The sequence below is a fragment of the Sphingorhabdus sp. 109 genome (assembly GCF_902506555.1).
GTDB lineage: Bacteria > Pseudomonadota > Alphaproteobacteria > Sphingomonadales > Sphingomonadaceae > Parasphingorhabdus.
This window is the reverse complement of the sequence record NZ_LR732707.1, coordinates 2,277,712-2,291,311: the sequence shown is the minus strand read 5'-3', so window position 1 is coordinate 2,291,311 and position 13,600 is coordinate 2,277,712. Positions and strand designations below refer to the sequence as shown.

Genomic DNA, 13,600 nt, shown 5'->3' with positions numbered 1-13,600 from the left:
AAGCGGTGGCAGCGCCGCTTGCGATCAGTCGCGCTTTCGTTCCGCCCGGTTCTGCCATCTTGCCGATCCCCAGATGCGGATAAGCCGCTCCACGCGGTGCCTGAAGGTGCCGGACAAATGGTCGGCATGAGCGCAGTGGTTCTGCTCGACCATGCAGGCTTCGCCGGTGTCGAGCCGCAGCGATGTGATATCCGATGTCCCTTCGGAGATACCGATCTGGGTCGGGCTGTCGAGATCGCCAACTGTCATCAGCACCGGGTTTGCGGGGATGACCGGTTTCTCCCCCTTGAGCAGTGACAAGATGATGGCGCGAAGATCACTCAGGCCGACCGCGCCGTTCGCCGAAACTCCCGGACGGTTGGTGACCAGGAAGATGCCGTTCTGGCGGATATTGATATTGTGTCCGTGGCCCAGAAATCCGTCTTCGAACAAATCCTCGCCATGGTCACTGGTTATAATCACCACGCTGTCGTCCCAAACACCGTCACGCTTCAGTTTTACCACCAATTCACCCAGGCGCTGGTCTGCGTAGGCGACGGCGTTCCAATATGTTTCCCGCAGCTTCTCCTTGTTGGCCGCACTGATTTCCGACCGGGGCAGGGGGCGGTCCACCAGATTGAGCGTCATGTCCTTGTGGTAATAGGGAAAGTGCGGCGACTGGAAATTGAAATAGAGAAATTGCGGCTTTTCCCATTTTGCCGGCACTTGATAGGCCTCCGCAAAAGCGTCCAGCAGATGCTTTTCGTCGATCAGGATCGAGCCCTGGGCGCCGTTGCTGAACGCGCGCAGATGTTTCAGCTTTTCGCCATCCAGAAACAGGTCGGCATTCTCGCGCATGCCGACGGTCTCGGCAATATCGCCGAACCCCTCCGGCTGGCCGGAGAAAACCGAAATCTCATAGCCGCTGGCTTTCAGTTCGCGGAATAGCGAGGGAGAGCCGCTGGCCGGTTGTAAGCTGCCGGAGAACAGGGATTTCAGCGACGCGGTGGTAAAGCCGACATGGCTGAGCACCGGAGATATCAGACTGCCGGATCTGGCGATGGCCTCGAGGTTGGGAGCCACGGTCTTGCCGTTGATCCGTTTGCCGATCACATCATAGCGGGTGCTTTCCATCACGATCAGGATCAGATGCGGACGTTTGCCCGCTATTTCGGTCAGGGGCGGTTGCGGTGGCAAGGGGAGCAACTCGAGATCGCCACCATAGCCGTCTTCGTCAATGCCGTTACCCGGCACATCCATCGCCAGTGGATAGCGGGTGCTGTTGAACGGATGCCGGTCCGGCATGTCGGATACCCAGCCATAGCCGTCATTGTCAAAATCGGTAAGTCGATTGGCAGCGGTGGTAAACAGGCCCCAGGCAAGGGTGCGGTTCAGACTATTTTTAACGTCGCTCGAAATCATGGGCACAGCGATTGCGAGGATCAATGTGAGAAGGAATGCTGCCACGGCCAGACGACCGCAGGCCGGCCATGCAGGATCGTCACAGCTCTTCGGAAATCTACGGGACAGAAAGCGATATGCGTAAATATAGGCACTTAGGCCGAGGGCCAGTCCGACAACGGCGAGGACAATCTCGTCGGAAGCAAATAACAGTGCATCGGTCAGGCTGCCACCGCCGAGATTGGCCATCAGTGCGAAGCTCATGGTATCGCTGAAATATTGATGCAGCTGGAAGGTGAGCGCGAGCAGCAGGATATAGGCGCCACCGACGATCGTGGTCAGAAAGAACAGCGGCGGCCAAGACTCTCTGCTGCGGAATATCCGGATGATGATCCACCAGACGGTGATGACCAGCATCGCCATTGCAGCGGCATAGCTGACCAGAAAAAGGGCGCGCTCAGCCAGCCTATCAACGGCCTGCGACTGGCCAAAGCCGCCTGTAAACAGACCATATTTGCGGTCAGCCAGGGCGAGTTCCAGCGCGGCGAGAAGGCTCGCAAGACAGAGAAACACGCCGCAAAGGAGCGACCTCTGCCTGTCACTTCTGGTGAAAAGATCCCGTAATTTGCTTATTTTATGTCCCGCCCCGCTTGTGAAGAGCGAGGCTAGCAAAAGCCGGTAAAGGCCGGGTTAAGCAGGGCAGATCGTTGCGGGACCGGTCACCCGGGCGGTTCAGGCGGGGCGAAAATCCGTCATGACCACGGTTTTGCGGACCATTTCCGGATCATATTCCACCTGGCCGTCGAGGATCAGCATCGCCAGGCCGTGGACCAGCGACCAGGCGTGCAGGGCCGCGACATTGCGCTGCTCGGCCGACATGCCTTCGGGCATCGACGCTGCAATTCCGGCGCGCAACTGGTTGAAGGCCTCGCCCATTTCGGTCGGGTCGCAATCGAAATCCACCTTTTCGACGCGGGTGTAGATAAGCCGGAACAGAGCGGGGTTCTCGACCGCCCATGTGACATAGGTGATCCCGACTTCGATAAACCCGTTGCGCCCGCCGCCGGCGTCTCTGGCCGCCTTCGCCTGATTGGCACCCAGCCGGCCGAGCGCTTCCAGCGCCAATGCATCGAGCAGCGCGTCCTTGTTCGGGAAGTGGCGGTATAATGCCGTTGCCGAGACTCCGAGATCGCGGGCCAGCGCGCGCAGGCCGAGGTCGGGATGATCCTGATTCTCGATCCGCTCCATCCCCATTTGCAGCGCCGCCGCGCGCAAATCGCCATGATGATAGGCGGTACTCATCGGAAGAATTGGAGGCATGTTGCCCCTGCGTCACATGCAATGTTGACACTGTTATCATAGTTCGTCATGTTAACGGCATAAACATTCCGAGTCGATTTGCCAATCCCGGTTTCAGCGAGAAGGAAATATCCATGGCTTCCGTAATTGAAAAAACTATCCGCGCTGCTGTCACACCCGTCATGGGCGCAGTGTCGAATTTCAACCGCAAAAGGCTGGACGCGCCGGAAGATGGGCATCCCTATCTCACCGGTGTGCACAAGCCTATGACCGAAGAGGTGACGCTGGCGGACCTGCCCGTCGAAGGGAAAATTCCGGCCGCGCTGGACGGACGCTATCTGCGCATCGGCCCCAATCCGGTCGATACACCCGACGAGGCCAGCTACCACTGGTTTGCCGGCGATGGCATGGCCCATGGCGTGCGGATTTCCGGTGGCAAGGCGGAATGGTATCGCAACCGCTGGATCCGGTCGAACAAGGTGAGCGACGCGCTCGGCGAAGCGCGCAAGCCCGGCACCCGCAAGCCACGGACCGATAATGCCAATACCAATATCATCGGCATCAATGGCCGCACTTTCGCGATTGTCGAAGCGGGGGGATTTCCGGTGGAAATGTCTGCAGAACTGGACACAATTGCGCATAATCCGTTCGATAATTCCCTGAATCATGCCTTTTCTGCCCATCCCCATCTCGATCCGGCAACCGGCGAGATGCATGCCATCTGCTATGACGCGCCGGTGATGGACAAGGTCTGGCACGTGGTGCTGGGCAAGGAGGGCAAGGTCCGCCGCGAGGAACCGATCCCGGTGCGCCAGGGGCCGTCGATCCATGACTGCCAGATTACCGATAATCATGTGCTGGTCTTTGACCTGCCGGCGACATTCTCGATGAAGCGGATGCTGGCCGGCTATGCCTTCCCCTATGACTGGAACCCGGAGCATGGCGCCCGCGTCGGCCTGTGCCCGCGCGAGGGGCTGGGCATGGAGACCATCTGGTGCGAGCTGGACGAGCCCTGCTACGTCTATCATCCGGCGAATGCTTTCGAAACCGCAGACGGCACGGTGATCGTCGATGTCGTGGTGCACGAGAGCACCTATGCGCGCTCGACCTTCGGTCCGGGTGGAAAATGGTCGCGGCTGGAACGCTGGACCGTCGACCCGGCGAGCCGAAAAGTCGATCGCAAGATCCTCGATGACCGTCCCCAGGAATTCCCCCGCTATGACGAGCGGAAAACCATGCAGCCCTATCGCTTTATCTACGATATCGCGCTGGCCGGCCATCCCGACGAACTGGACATGGCGGGTACCGAATTGTTCAAACATGATCTGCAGGACGGCAGCAAGCTGGTGCGCGATTTCGGTCCGGGTCGCCATCCGGGCGAATTTGTGTTCGTGCCGCGCGCCCCGGATGCGGCCGAGGATGAAGGCTGGCTGATCGGTCTGGTGATCGATGCGCAGCAGGAGAAAAGCGAATTGCAGATTCTCAACGCCGACGATTTTCTTGGCGAGCCGCAGGCGGTGATTCACCTGCCACACCGTATCCCGCCGGGTTTTCACGGCAATTGGGTGGCGGGCTAGGCTTTTCCGCCTTTGCCGATCCGTCCGCGGCGGTCCTTCGACAGGCTCAGGACGAACGGCTCTGGCTACAGCAGTCCAATGAACCGCGCTGCCTCGCTGGCGGCGCGGTTGGCCGCCCGTTCGAGATTGGCATGAAAGTCGCCACTACTGTCGCTGTTCGCGCCGTCGGTGACCGCCTTGATCCCGGCCCAGGGCAGGCCGAGCAGTGCGGCTATCTGGGCCACCGCAGCGGTTTCCATATCAACCAGATCGGCCTGCAAGACATCGCGCAGATAGCCTGAGCGATCGGGACATTTGACGAAACAGTCGGCGGTCGCGATGCGGGCATGAGGAAGGTCGAACCCATTTGGCCGGGCTAGTGCTGCAAACGGCGACCAGTCGGCCGGGCCAATCGGCCATGCGCCCGCGTCATAGTGGGTAAAGCCTTCATGGTCGCCAAATCTTTCCAGCGTGCCATAGTCGGCTTGCAGGCTTTGGTGCAGATAGAAACAGTCCCCGTCTATGTCGCTCACCTGTCCCGCTGTTCCGATAACAAGAAACAGGTCCGGCTTGAAATGCTGCCGCAAAAACATCGCGGCAGCACCGGCATGGACCTTGCCGATACCCGAACACATGATCGCAAGCTTTGCCGGGACCTTGTTCAATCTTGGATGATCGACCGTCCGGTAATCGCCGAAAGGGCTGCCATGCCTGACAGCGTTGTGACCGCGCAGAAACGCATCGGCTTCATCTTGGACGCCGGTTATGACCGCTATTCGATCGATCTGGGGTTGCAGATCAGTCACCGGCAAAGGCCATCAGCGCTGTGGGTTCCACGCCGGCGGCTTCGAGTGTCTTGCCCCCGCCGAGATCGGGCAGGTCGACAATGAACAGTGCCCGTTCGACCTCGGCACCCTGGCCACGGAGCAACTCCACGCCCGCCATGGCCGTCCCGCCGGTGGCCAGCAGATCGTCGACCAGCAGCACCCGCTGGCCGGGGCGGATCGCGTCGTCGTGCATTTCGATCCGGTCCGTGCCATATTCCAGCGCATAGTCGATGCTCACTGACTGGCCCGGCAATTTCCCCGGCTTGCGCAGCATCACCTTGCCCTTTTCCAGCGCGTAGGACATCGCCGCCGAAACGATGAAGCCGCGCGCCTCGATGCCGGCGATCAGGTCGAAACCGTCGGGGTCGACCAGCGCAATCATCCGGTCGATGGTCTGGCGAAAGGCTGGTCCGTCGAGCAGCAGGGTCGAGACATCGCGAAACTGGATGCCCGGTTTCGGATAGTCCGGGATCGTCCGCACCAGAGCCCTGAGATCGTCATTGTCGGTCATAGTCGTCGTCCCTGCTCTCATTAACATTTGTGTAAATAGCGCCTTGCCTTTCCGCAACCATCGGATAATCTGTAAGGCAGGAGAGAAGCAATGACCAATTCCGACGTTCTGGAAAAACGGGCGATCACGCCCTTTGATGTGAGTGATGGTGCGCTCTATTCCGAAAACCGCTGGCAGGATCCCTTCGCCCGGCTGCGCCGCGAAATGCCGGTCAGCTATCGGCCCGACAGCCCTTATGGACCCTATTGGTCGGTGGTCACCCATGATCTGGTACAGAAGGTGGAGCTCGATCCGGAGACCTATTCTTCTTCCTATGAGCAAGGCGGGATCACCATCACCGACGGCAGCGGAGAATATGAGTTTCCCAATTTTATCGCCATGGATGCGCCGACCCATACGGCGCAGCGCAAGGTGGTGCAGCCATCGTTCAACCCGAGCGAGATGCTGGCACGGGAACCCGAGATAAGAGCGCGGACCAAGGAGCTGTTCGATGCGCTTCCGGTGGGCGAGACGTTCGATTGGGTAGAGGAAGTCTCGGTCAAGCTGACCATCGGCATGCTCTGCGTATTGTTCGATTTCCCCTGGGAGCAATGGCGCGACATGAAGCGCTGGTCGGACACCGCCAGCGAAGTGTCGCCGGACCAGAGCGAGGAACGGCTGCAGAAATTTTTCGCCGAAATGTACCAGATGCTGAACAAGTTTGACGAACTGTTCGAAAAAGAGCGCAAAAACCCGCCTAACGACAAGATTCTCAACCGGATCATCCACAGCGACGCGATGGGCAATATGCCCGAACTCGAGCGGCTGGCGAATATTGCGCTGCTGATCGTCGGCGGCAATGACACCACGCGCAACAGCATGAGCGGCTTTGTCCGCGCCTGCAATATGTTCCCCGACCAGTTTGAACGGCTGCGCGAGGATCCGTCCCTGGTGTCCAATGCGGCACAGGAAATCATCCGCTGGCAATCGCCCGTCACCCATATGCGGCGGACCACGACCTGCGAAACCGAACTGGGCGGCCAGATCATTCCGGCGGGCGAAAAGGTCATACTCTGGTATATTTCGGCCAATCGGGACGAGAATCTGTTCGCCAATCCCGATGTCGTGGATTTCACCAGAGACAATGCCCGCCGCCATATCGGCTTCGGTCACGGCGTCCACCGCTGCGTCGGTGCGCGGCTCGCGGAAATGCAGCTGGCGGTGCTGTTCGAGGAAATTCTCGGCCGCAATGTCCGGGTCGAGCAGGACGGGCCGCTGACCTATTCCGATAGCTGTTTCCTGCACGAGATCGATCATATGCCGGTCAAAATGGTGCCGATCGCCTAGGCGGGAAACTGTTGCGCCGGCGGACAATTTGTCCGGCAGGCATGAAAAAGGGCGGCTCCCGAACCGGAAGCCGCCCGAATTTTCTGCAATAAACCGTCAGGCTTATTTGAGTTCGACGGTACCGCCAGCTGCTTCGATCTTCGCTTTGATTTCTTCAGCTTCGGCTTTGGCAACGCCTTCCTTGATCGCTTTCGGTGCGCCTTCGACGAGGGCTTTGGCATCGGTGAGGCCCAGAGCGGTAATCGCACGGACTTCTTTAATCACCTGGATTTTCTTGCCGCCGTCGCCGGTCAGGATTACGTCAAATTCGCTCTGCTCTTCAGCAGCTTCGCCACCGCCTGCAGCAGCAGGACCAGCAACAGCAACAGCAGCAGCAGCGGAAACGCCCCACTCTTCTTCCAGTGCCTTGGACAGTTCAGCCGCTTCCATGACGGTGAGTTTCGAAAGTTCTTCGACCAGTTTTGCAATATCAGCCATTTTAAATACGCTCCAATTTTCTAAATATTTGAGAAGTTAAATTCATTCACCGGTAGCGGCAAAAGCGCCAACTACACGGGCAAGGGCTCCAGCTGGTTCTTTGACAACCCGGGCGATTTTCGTTTGTGGTGCGACAAGCAGACCAACAATCGTTCCGCGCAGTTCATCAAGAGATGGCATGGAGGCCAGAGATTTTACGCCTGCTTCGTCAAGAAGGGTGTCACCCATTGCGCCGCCAACGATTTCAAGACGATCGTTGGATTTGGCAAATTCCACTGCAACTTTTGCAGCGGCCACCGGATCATCCGATGTGGCGAGCGCGACCGGACCAGACAGCATATCAGCTATCGGGGCATAGTCGGTTCCTTCCAGAGCCAGCTTGGCAAGGCGGTTTTTAGAGACTTTGAAGCTTGCGCCTTCGTCCCGCATTTTCGTCCGCAGCTCGGTAGACTGAGCCACGGTGAGACCCAGGTTGCGTGTGACCACGACCACCCCAGCCTCTTTGAAAACAGCGTTCAGAGCGGCAACCGCTTCGGTCTTTTGACCACGATCCATATTTTGCTCCTTCACGTGGGCGTGGGTTTTAAAGGCCCGCACCCGATTCTAGTAACCGCCATCCTGAAACAGGTTCAGCATGGCGAGCGAAAGGATTGACCGAAACCAATCCTGTATAATCCGAAGGGGGGTTTTGGCTGCTTTGCCGCGTCAAATACCGCTGGCTGCAAACCCGTGTGTTGCCACACGAAAAAACTGATCCCCGTCTAGGCTGGAAATTAAGAGGGTCAAATTACCCTCACCGGCTGTCTCGGACGGAAATTGTGTTTCTTTCGACGGAAACACAATTTGTAGGGGAGCCATTAGCGGGTGGGGCGCCGCCACCACCGCCACCACCGCCACCACCGCCACCACCAGCGGCTGTATGTGCGCCTGGCCCTTACATTGTGTTCTTTGACTGGGATCAGTCGGATATCACTCCGGAAGCGGCTTCGGTTCTCGACAATGCGGTTACCGCATATGGCGATTGTGGTTCGGCTCAGGTCATGCTGGCTGGTCACGCTGACAAATCTGGTTCTGCCAGCTACAACGTCGGTCTGTCCCAGCGTCGTAACGCAGCTGTTCGTGCGTATCTTGAATCGCGCGGCATCGGCAGCGGCGTTATCTCGAGCGAAGCCTTCGGTGAATCGCGTCCTCGCGTCGAAACCGCAGACGGCGTTCGTGAGCCTCAGAACCGTCGTGTTGAAGTTATGTACGGACCTGGTTCCGGCAACTAATAGCAACACTGCTACCAATATCGGAAAGGGCTGGTCTTCGGACCGGCCCTTTTTCGTTTCCGCTCTATAAAATTACGGGGCAGGGAGCCGTGTCACACAATGGGACACAAGCGCGCTCATCCGGATACGCATTGCGGTCTTGAACCGAGTCTGTCGGCGATGATGAATCATGGTGCTATTGCCGAATGCGTGCCGCTTCAATCTTCGCGATAGGAAATTGCGGACGTTTTCGGGATACGCATCGGATCGTCGTTGCGCTGCAGGTTCTCGAAACGGGGGGCTAGTGATCCCACCCGGGTCGCTGCGGCGGGCTAGCTGAGCAGGCTTTCAAACAGGGCCAGTCCGTCGGTGCCACCATGTTTCTCGTCAATGGCCCGCTCCGGATGCGGCATCATACCCAGAACATTGCCCGCTTCGTTGACAATGCCCGCAATGTTGCGCGAGGATCCGTTGATATTGTCGCGATAGCGGAAGACCACCTGATTTTGCCCTTCCAGCCGGTCCAGCACTTCATCATCGGCAAAGAAATTACCGTCATGATGGGCTACCGGGATCGACACGGGCGTCTTTTCATCATAGCCCGACGTGAAAATAGTATTGCTGTTGACCACGTCGAGCGCGGCATCCTTGCAGACGAAATGGATGTTGCTGTTGCGCATCAGCGCGCCGGGCAACAGCCCCGTCTCGGTGAGGATTTGAAAGCCGTTGCACACGCCTAGAATTTTTACGCCGCGCGTGGCGGCTTCGATTACCGGCTTGATGATATTGGATCGCGAAGCCATAGCGCCGGATCGCAGATAATCACCATAGGAAAAGCCACCGGGCACCGCGATGACATCCAGTCCCGCCGGCAGTTCGCTGTCGCCATGCCAGACCATGTGGGGCTTTTTCCCCGACACCGTTTCCAGCGCGACGGCCATGTCGCGATCACAGTTTGAACCGGGAAAGACGATCACCGCAGATTGCATCAGGAAACGGTCTCCAGTGCGGATTCCGGCATCTCGATATCATAATTTTCAATGACGGTATTGGCGAGCAGCTTGTCGCACATTTTCTCAATCTCTTCGCGGCCGACGGACGGGTCTAGGTCGAGCTCGATCAGCTTGCCGGCGCGCACATCGTTGACGCCGGAAAAGTCCAGGCTCTCCAGAGCGTGATGGATGGCCTTGCCCTGCGGGTCCAATACGCCCTGTTTCAGCGTAACGAATATTCTGACTTTCATCCTGCGCCCTCGCGTTTTGCGGTCATCAACAACGCCATGCTATAGCGCCAAGTTTAGCCGGGGCAAGAGTTAGAACGGCAATTGGCATGGCCACATGCGTGATTGCCGCATTATCGCGTCAGAAATAGCGGGCAAATTTGAAGTTCACACGGTGCCGGCTCATTTCATATAGATCATAATTGCTGTCCACCCGTGAGTAGACATAGTCGACCGAGGGTGAAAAGCCGAGAAACCTGATCTTGCGGCTGCCCATATAGGCACGGGCGAATCCACGCCAATCCTGTCTTTTTTCTGTAGAATAAAGCAGCAGCGGCGCATCGAATTCAGACCGGCTGACGCTGGCAGAAACCCCGGCATTCAGGCCCAGCGGCAATTCTCCGCCCAGCCCCAGATTGACACCATAGTTGACGCTGGAAAATCCGTCAGCGTTGAGCAGGTCGCGGCGCGCGAAAAGGCTGGCCGAGGCAATTAGTGATTTGCCGACTAGATGTTCATAGGTAGCGTTCGCGCCCAGTTGCCAGCCGCTATAGGAATTGCTGAGCTGGGATTCCGTGCGCCGCGCGTCCAGTTCCACGCCCACTCTCTGGCCCTCGCTGAGCGCCTGTTGATATCCGACGCGGCCGCCATATTCGCGGGTGGCGAGCCGGCCGCCATACCAGCGCTGCAGTCCAACCGCCTGCAGCGAGACGCTGCTGTAGCGGGCAATCCGCAATTCCGGACCGGCGGCAACCTGGATGACGATGTCGTCGGACGCCTTGCCCTTGTAGTTGACGATTTTGCTGTCAGCATCGAACAATAGCGCCAGCCGGTCGCTAGCCTTTACGCGGACGCCCCCGGAAAAGCCTGCAGTCTGACCGATACCGGATCGTTCGCGGGCGCTGTCGTCAAGCTGCAACGGCAATTTGATCGGGCCAAAGTTTATGTCGATCGACTCGGCGTCGGTTGCGCCGTTGATATTGCTATCCGGCGCGAAGCCGAAATCGAAACTGAATCGCCAGATACGCTTGTCGCGCAAAATGCTGCGCGTGTTGCGGATGGTCCTGGCGATTTCGTCCGGAAGATTTTCATCATTTTGGGCAAGCCGGAAATGATAGTCCGCGCTCGCTTCCTTGCCGGTTAGCAAATAGGCTCTCGCCAGTTCCAGTCGCACCCGGGTCTGTCCCGGATTTTCGTCCAGAATCGACCGGAATTTCCGAATTGCGCCTTTGAGATCACCGGTTTCGATGGCGATATAGCCGGCGAGGAACTGCTGCTGCATCTGTAGCTCGGGAACCTGACCCAGAGCATCGACCAGCGGCAGGGCCGCCTGATAGTTTCTTTGCTGAACAAGCGCTTCTGCCTGGGCCAGAAGCTGTTGTGGCGTAATCCGGAGGTTGCATTGTCCGTCGGTGTTGCAGGTCCGCTCGACACTGGATGCAATCTCGGTGGCGCCGTCAGACAGAAGTGCCACAGGTGCTGCGGCCCGGGCCTCACCGGGCCCCGCGATTGTTACGCAGGTGAGCGCTGCGGCTTTGACCAGAGTGGCGGCATTACGCATGTTGGCCTCTAGGGCTGCTTGCCAACAAAGGTTCCCAGAATATCGATCCGCTCGTCAGGCGTTCCGCCGACGATACGATAGCCACCCCCCAGTTCTGCAGCATCCGGTCCGTAAAAAGCGCCGTTGATGCTGGACCCTGCGATCACAAGGTCAAGTCTCGAGCTGTCCGGATTGATGAACCAGGCCTCGTTAAACTGGCCAAAAAAGCCGCCTGCGGACACCAGATTGATGTCGCCGCCGCCATTGGCGAAAAAACCTGCTCCCTCCAGCACACTATGCTGACCGCTCGTGCCGTCAAACGTTGGCGCACCAACCAGTCCGTCCAGTGACAGCGAGAAAGTATTCGCCCCGAAATCAACGCTGGTCGATGCGTTGCCCGCGATCCACTGCATATAAGTGTCGCTGTTGCCGGTAATATCCGGCTGGTCGTTGAAGACCATGGTCGCCAGCATGGTGCCGTCGAATGTGCCGGTACCGCTGGTCGGTACATCATCATTGGCTGTCACTTCGCCATAGGCAAAAGCGCCTCTTTCGAGCGTGCTGGTCTGCGTTGTCAGGCCGGTGTCGCCATCATAGCTTACCGATGCGGTGTTTCTCAGGTAACCGGCAAAGGTTACATATTGCGTGTCGGTGCCGGGAAGCTGGTAAAAGAATGTCGTTGCGTCGTAGCTTCCGGCCTGCGTCTGGTCGATCAGATCGAAAAGAAACTCCGCGGGTGCACCAACCACCGGTCGTGCCTGGGTCACATTATTGGAAGAGCCGGACTCCAGATACTGGACGCCCTGAATATTCCACATCGTCGATCCCAGATCCGGTGTGCCGACCTGTGGTTCGATAGCGCCGCCGAAATCCGTGCGGTGCAGCGGATCCTGAAAGCGGCTGGCGCCCGATGTTCCGGCCAGTCCGTTGGTAAAGCTGACATTGAAGATCGCGTCGCGGGGGTCATAGGCGATGGTCAGGTTCGAATTGCGAACCGTCGTGGCATCGCCCTGATATAATTGGCTGTTCTGGCGAGTTTGGCGTACTGTCCGTTGCTGGCCGGCGCTGCCCGGATCCTCCACGCTGGACTGGTAACTGTGCGACGAGCCCACTGCCGTATAGGTTTTTGCTTCGGTCGGATCGACAAATGTATGTGCGGTCCCGTTGTCGGTGCCACCGCCCGTGCCGCCCGTCGGGGTGGCGCTGCTTCCGGCAGATTGTGGGCCGGCGCCGCCGCAGGCGGCAAGCATCGTTGTACTGGCGAGCAAAATCAAAAGGCGCATCGGAATAATTCCTCACATGGGTTCCACATGAGGGTCGTGCTATCAGCACAATGGTTAATTTGGCGTAAACCATCGCCGGTTTCACTTCGACGCACCCGACCGGGAAACGCCCGGGACATCGCATGCTGAAGCGGCTGTAGCAGCTATTTGCCGCGCTTTTTCCGTTCGCTATTAAGGTCGGTCACTTCGCTGCTGCCTTCCGGAAACAGTCCAAGCCGTCTGGCAACTTCCTGATAAGCCTCGGCTTCTCCGCCCAAATCGCGACGGAACCGGTCCTTGTCCAGCTTCTCGTTGGTCTTGATGTCCCACAGTCGGCATCCATCCGGACTGATCTCGTCAGCCAGTATGATCCGTGAAAAATCACCTTCGAAAACACGTCCGAATTCCAGTTTGAAATCAACCAGCTTCACACCGATCCCGGCAAACATGCCGGCCATGAAATCGTTGATCCGGATCGCCATCGCGGAGATATCCTGCATTTCCTCCTGGCTCGCCCAGCCGAAACAGGCGATATGCTCTTCCGCGACCAGCGGATCGCCAAGCGCATCATCCTTGTAGCAATATTCAAGCAGGGTGTGCGGCAGGGGTGTCCCTTCTTCGATGCCGAGGCGCTTGGAAAGGGAGCCGGCCGCGACATTGCGAACAATCACTTCGATCGGTACAATCTCGACCTGCTTGACCAGCTGTTCGCGCATATTGAGGCGGCGGATGAAATGGCTGGGGATACCGATATGGCCGAGCAATGTGAAAATATGCTCGCTGATCCGGTTGTTGATCACGCCCTTGCCGTTGATCGTGCCCTTTTTCTCGGCGTTGAAGGCGGTGGCATCATCCTTGAAATACTGGATGATCGTGCCGGGCTCGGGACCTTCGTAAAGAATCTTGGCCTTACCTTCGTAAATCTGGCGACGACGGGACATTGCTTGGTTCCA

13 protein-coding genes and 1 pseudogene are annotated in these 13,600 nt (G+C 58.2%); 3 read left to right on the top strand and 11 right to left on the bottom strand.

The genetic code is table 11. From position 1 onward, the window contains the following. Positions 1 to 24: 24 nt before the first annotated feature. On the bottom strand, positions 25 to 1,953 hold the full coding sequence (locus BOSE62_RS10845) for a sulfatase-like hydrolase/transferase (RefSeq protein ID WP_159645956.1): 1,929 nt from the start codon (positions 1,951 to 1,953) through the stop codon (positions 25 to 27). A 159-nt stretch (positions 1,954 to 2,112) separates the two neighbouring features. Then, entirely contained in the window at positions 2,113 to 2,700 is a 588-nt protein-coding gene (locus BOSE62_RS10840) for a TetR/AcrR family transcriptional regulator (protein ID WP_394700087.1), read from the bottom strand. 113 nt (positions 2,701 to 2,813) lie between these two features. On the opposite strand from BOSE62_RS10840, the gene BOSE62_RS10835 reads away from it, so the two are divergent. Then, positions 2,814 to 4,256, top strand: coding sequence for an 8'-apo-carotenoid 13,14-cleaving dioxygenase (locus tag BOSE62_RS10835; protein WP_159645953.1), 1,443 nt, complete (start codon positions 2,814 to 2,816; stop codon positions 4,254 to 4,256). A 65-nt stretch (positions 4,257 to 4,321) separates the two neighbouring features. On the opposite strand, the gene BOSE62_RS10830 is transcribed toward BOSE62_RS10835, so the two are convergent. Further along, positions 4,322 to 5,041 (bottom strand): 5'-methylthioadenosine/S-adenosylhomocysteine nucleosidase family protein, encoded by a 720-nt coding sequence (locus BOSE62_RS10830; RefSeq protein ID WP_159645950.1) that lies wholly within the window; start codon positions 5,039 to 5,041, stop codon positions 4,322 to 4,324. Then, positions 5,034 to 5,573 (bottom strand): adenine phosphoribosyltransferase, encoded by a 540-nt coding sequence (locus BOSE62_RS10825; protein WP_159645947.1) that lies wholly within the window; start codon positions 5,571 to 5,573, stop codon positions 5,034 to 5,036. Before BOSE62_RS10825 ends, BOSE62_RS10830 begins: the two co-directional genes overlap by 8 nt. A 90-nt stretch (positions 5,574 to 5,663) precedes the next feature. On the opposite strand from BOSE62_RS10825, the gene BOSE62_RS10820 reads away from it, so the two are divergent. Further along, positions 5,664 to 6,899: a cytochrome P450 gene (locus BOSE62_RS10820; RefSeq protein WP_159645944.1), complete on the top strand. Its 1,236-nt coding sequence runs from the start codon at positions 5,664 to 5,666 to the stop codon at positions 6,897 to 6,899. Positions 6,900 to 7,001: 102 nt separating this feature from the next. On the opposite strand, the gene rplL is transcribed toward BOSE62_RS10820, so the two are convergent. Next, positions 7,002 to 7,376, bottom strand: coding sequence for a 50S ribosomal protein L7/L12 (gene rplL / locus BOSE62_RS10815; protein WP_159645941.1), 375 nt, complete (start codon positions 7,374 to 7,376; stop codon positions 7,002 to 7,004). Positions 7,377 to 7,418: 42 nt separating this feature from the next. Continuing rightward, positions 7,419 to 7,931: a 50S ribosomal protein L10 gene (rplJ, locus tag BOSE62_RS10810; RefSeq protein ID WP_159645938.1), complete on the bottom strand. Its 513-nt coding sequence runs from the start codon at positions 7,929 to 7,931 to the stop codon at positions 7,419 to 7,421. A 317-nt stretch (positions 7,932 to 8,248) separates the two neighbouring features. Here rplJ and BOSE62_RS10805 point away from each other — a divergent pair. Next, positions 8,249 to 8,647: pseudogene (locus BOSE62_RS10805) on the top strand (OmpA family protein); the annotation flags it as partial. 311 nt (positions 8,648 to 8,958) lie between these two features. Here the strand turns inward: BOSE62_RS10805 and purQ are convergent. The 5 genes from purQ to purC form a co-directional block, all read right to left on the bottom strand. Beyond that, positions 8,959 to 9,615 carry a phosphoribosylformylglycinamidine synthase subunit PurQ gene (purQ, locus tag BOSE62_RS10800; protein ID WP_159645935.1) on the bottom strand — a complete coding sequence of 219 codons (657 nt, stop codon included), beginning with the start codon at positions 9,613 to 9,615 and terminating at the stop codon, positions 8,959 to 8,961. Continuing rightward, complete coding sequence (purS, locus tag BOSE62_RS10795) at positions 9,615 to 9,869, bottom strand: phosphoribosylformylglycinamidine synthase subunit PurS (RefSeq protein ID WP_159645932.1); 255 nt, start codon at positions 9,867 to 9,869, stop codon at positions 9,615 to 9,617. The genes purQ and purS overlap by 1 nt, the downstream gene beginning before the upstream one ends. A 118-nt stretch (positions 9,870 to 9,987) precedes the next feature. Continuing rightward, complete coding sequence (locus BOSE62_RS10790) at positions 9,988 to 11,406, bottom strand: surface lipoprotein assembly modifier (protein WP_159645929.1); 1,419 nt, start codon at positions 11,404 to 11,406, stop codon at positions 9,988 to 9,990. 8 nt (positions 11,407 to 11,414) lie between these two features. After that, positions 11,415 to 12,668, bottom strand: coding sequence for a transferrin-binding protein-like solute binding protein (locus BOSE62_RS10785; RefSeq protein ID WP_159645926.1), 1,254 nt, complete (start codon positions 12,666 to 12,668; stop codon positions 11,415 to 11,417). Positions 12,669 to 12,811: 143 nt separating this feature from the next. Then, positions 12,812 to 13,588, bottom strand: coding sequence for a phosphoribosylaminoimidazolesuccinocarboxamide synthase (gene purC, locus BOSE62_RS10780; protein WP_159645923.1), 777 nt, complete (start codon positions 13,586 to 13,588; stop codon positions 12,812 to 12,814). Between the last annotated feature and the right edge of the window lie 12 nt (positions 13,589 to 13,600).

Excerpts from the sequence above, each read along its gene's own strand:
- BOSE62_RS10840 (WP_394700087.1), bottom strand. The coding sequence starts at position 2,700 with ATGCCTCCAATTCTTCCGATGAGTACCGCCTATCATCATGGCGATTTG.
- BOSE62_RS10835 (WP_159645953.1), top strand. The coding sequence starts at position 2,814 with ATGGCTTCCGTAATTGAAAAAACTATCCGCGCTGCTGTCACACCCGTC.
- BOSE62_RS10825 (WP_159645947.1), bottom strand. The coding sequence starts at position 5,573 with ATGACCGACAATGACGATCTCAGGGCTCTGGTGCGGACGATCCCGGAC.
- BOSE62_RS10820 (WP_159645944.1), top strand. The coding sequence starts at position 5,664 with ATGACCAATTCCGACGTTCTGGAAAAACGGGCGATCACGCCCTTTGAT.
- rplL (WP_159645941.1), bottom strand. The coding sequence starts at position 7,376 with ATGGCTGATATTGCAAAACTGGTCGAAGAACTTTCGAAACTCACCGTC.
- rplJ (WP_159645938.1), bottom strand. The coding sequence starts at position 7,931 with ATGGATCGTGGTCAAAAGACCGAAGCGGTTGCCGCTCTGAACGCTGTT.
- purQ (WP_159645935.1), bottom strand. The coding sequence starts at position 9,615 with ATGCAATCTGCGGTGATCGTCTTTCCCGGTTCAAACTGTGATCGCGAC.
- purS (WP_159645932.1), bottom strand. The coding sequence starts at position 9,869 with ATGAAAGTCAGAATATTCGTTACGCTGAAACAGGGCGTATTGGACCCG.
- BOSE62_RS10790 (WP_159645929.1), bottom strand. The coding sequence starts at position 11,406 with ATGCGTAATGCCGCCACTCTGGTCAAAGCCGCAGCGCTCACCTGCGTA.
- BOSE62_RS10785 (WP_159645926.1), bottom strand. The coding sequence starts at position 12,668 with ATGCGCCTTTTGATTTTGCTCGCCAGTACAACGATGCTTGCCGCCTGC.
- purC (WP_159645923.1), bottom strand. The coding sequence starts at position 13,588 with ATGTCCCGTCGTCGCCAGATTTACGAAGGTAAGGCCAAGATTCTTTAC.